Here is a 2,131-nt window from a genome sequence, read left to right on the forward strand (position 1 = left end):
GCTCGGGACGCAGCGTGTTGACGCCCGCGGTCTCGAGCCAGAGCTTCGACCAGCTGGTCAGCTCACGGCCCGAGGTCGCCTCGAGCTCGACGAGCAGGTCACCCAGCTCGGTGTTGGAGTGGTGGTGCTTCTTGAAGTACGCGGCGACGCCGGCGTAGAAGGCGTCGATGCCCACCCAGGCGACGAGCTGCTTCAGCACCGACCCGCCCTTGGCGTAGGTGATGCCGTCGAAGTTGACCTGGACGTCTTCGAGGTCGGTGATCGTGGCCACGACGGGGTGGGTCGAGGGCAGCTGGTCCTGGCGGTAGGCCCAGCTCTTCTCCATCGCCTGGAAGGTGGTCCAGGCCTCGGTCCACTCGGTCGCCTCGGCGGTCGAGATGGTCGAGGCCCACTCGGCGAACGACTCGTTCAGCCAGAGGTCGTTCCACCACTTCATCGTGACGAGGTCGCCGAACCACATGTGGGCGAGCTCGTGCAGGATCGTGACGACGCGGCGTTCCTTGATGGCGTCGGTCACCTTGCTGCGGAAGACGTAGGTCTCGACGAAGGTGACGGCACCCGCGTTCTCCATGGCGCCGGCGTTGAACTCGGGCACGAAGAGCTGGTCGTACTTCTCGAAGGGGTACGCGTAGTCGAACTTGTCCTCGTAGTAGGCGAAGCCCTGACGGGTCTTCTCGAAGATGTAGTCGGCGTCGAGGTACTCCGTGAGCGAGCGACGCGTGAAGATGCCGAGCGGGATCGTGCGGCCGTCGGAGCTGGTGAGGTCGCTGCGGACGACGTCGTACGGGCCGGCGATGATCGCCGTGACGTAGCTCGAGAGCACGGGCGTGGGCGAGAACGTCCAGGTGCCGGTCTCGCCGTCGACGACGGGGTCGGGGGTGGTCTGGTTGCTGACGACCTGCCAGCGTGCGGGCGCGGTGACCGTGAACTGGAACGTCGCCTTGAGGTCGGGCTGCTCGAAGACCGCGAAGACGCGGCGGCTGTCGGGCACCTCGAACTGCGAGTAGAGGTAGACCTCGCCGTCGACCGGGTCGACGAAGCGGTGCAGGCCCTCGCCGGTGTTGGTGTACTCGGCGTCGGCGACGACCTCGAGCACGTTGTCGGCGGCCAGCTCGGCGAGCTGGATGCGGACGCCGTCGGAGACCGCGTCGACGTCGAGCGCGGTGCCGTTGAGGGTCACCGAGTGCACGGTGCGGGTGAGCGCGTCGATGAACGTCGACGCGCCGGGGGTGGCGGTGAAGCGCACGGTGGTCGAGCTGCCGAACACCTCGTCGCCACGGGTCAGGTCGAGGGCGATCTCGTACGACTGGACGTCGACGACGCTCTTGCGCTCTTGCGCCTCGACGCGGGTGAGGTTCTCTCCGGGCACGCTGGCTCCATCCGTCTGGGGGGTGAGGGGGGACTCGTGGTCCGCTGAGAGCCTAGACCGGCTGTACGACACCGGGGTGTTGACTGAGGGCATGACCGACACCCCCGTCCCCGCGCCCCACACCGTCGTCGACTTCTGGTTCGACCCCTCGTGCCCCTGGGCCTGGATGACCAGTCGTTGGGTCGACGAGGTCGCGAAGCACCGCGACCTCGACGTCACCTTCCACGTCATGAGCCTCGCGGTGCTCAACGAGGAGAACGACGTCAGCGACGAGTACAAGGCGAACTTCGCCCGCATGCTGCGCTACACGCGTCTCGTCACGGCGGCGGGAGAGCTCCACGGTCAGGAGATCGTCAAGCCCCTCTACGACGCCCTGGGCACCCGCATCCACCACGAGGGCGAGAAGGACGGCGACGTCGTCATCGCCGGTGCCGTGGCCGAGGTCGGACTGCCCGCCGAGTTCGCGCGGTACGCCGACGGTGACGAGTTCGACGAGCAGATGCGCGCCAGCCACTTCGACGGCATCGGCCGCGTCGGTCAGGACGTCGGCACCCCCGTCATCGCCGTCGACGGCGTGGCCTTCTTCGGCCCCGTCATCTCGCCCGCGCCGAAGGGCGACGAGGCCGTGCGCCTCTGGGACGGCGTCGTCGCCGTGGCGTCGTACCCGGGGTTCTTCGAGATCAAGCGCTCTCGCACGGTCGGGCCGATCTTCGACTGAGGACCCGCGCCTCCTCGGGCCCCGACGACGGGCCACGAGGAGGC

The 2,131-nt window shown here is 68.1% G+C and carries 2 protein-coding genes; one reads left to right on the top strand and one right to left on the bottom strand.

The features are described from left to right. Window positions 1–1,369: aminopeptidase N (gene pepN, locus ASE87_RS16650; RefSeq protein ID WP_235472226.1), on the bottom strand; the 1,369-nt coding region annotated here is incomplete at its 3' end. 91 nt (window positions 1,370–1,460) lie between these two features. Here pepN and ASE87_RS06410 point away from each other — a divergent pair. Beyond that, complete coding sequence (locus tag ASE87_RS06410) at window positions 1,461–2,087, top strand: DsbA family protein (protein ID WP_056226970.1); 627 nt, start codon at window positions 1,461–1,463, stop codon at window positions 2,085–2,087. Window positions 2,088–2,131: the final 44 nt, after the last annotated feature.

Source organism: Frigoribacterium sp. Leaf44, from assembly GCF_001421865.1.
In the GTDB taxonomy this organism is placed as follows: Bacteria; Actinomycetota; Actinomycetes; order Actinomycetales; family Microbacteriaceae; genus Frigoribacterium.

Excerpts from the sequence above, each read along its gene's own strand:
- ASE87_RS06410 (WP_056226970.1), top strand. The coding sequence starts at position 1,461 with ATGACCGACACCCCCGTCCCCGCGCCCCACACCGTCGTCGACTTCTGG.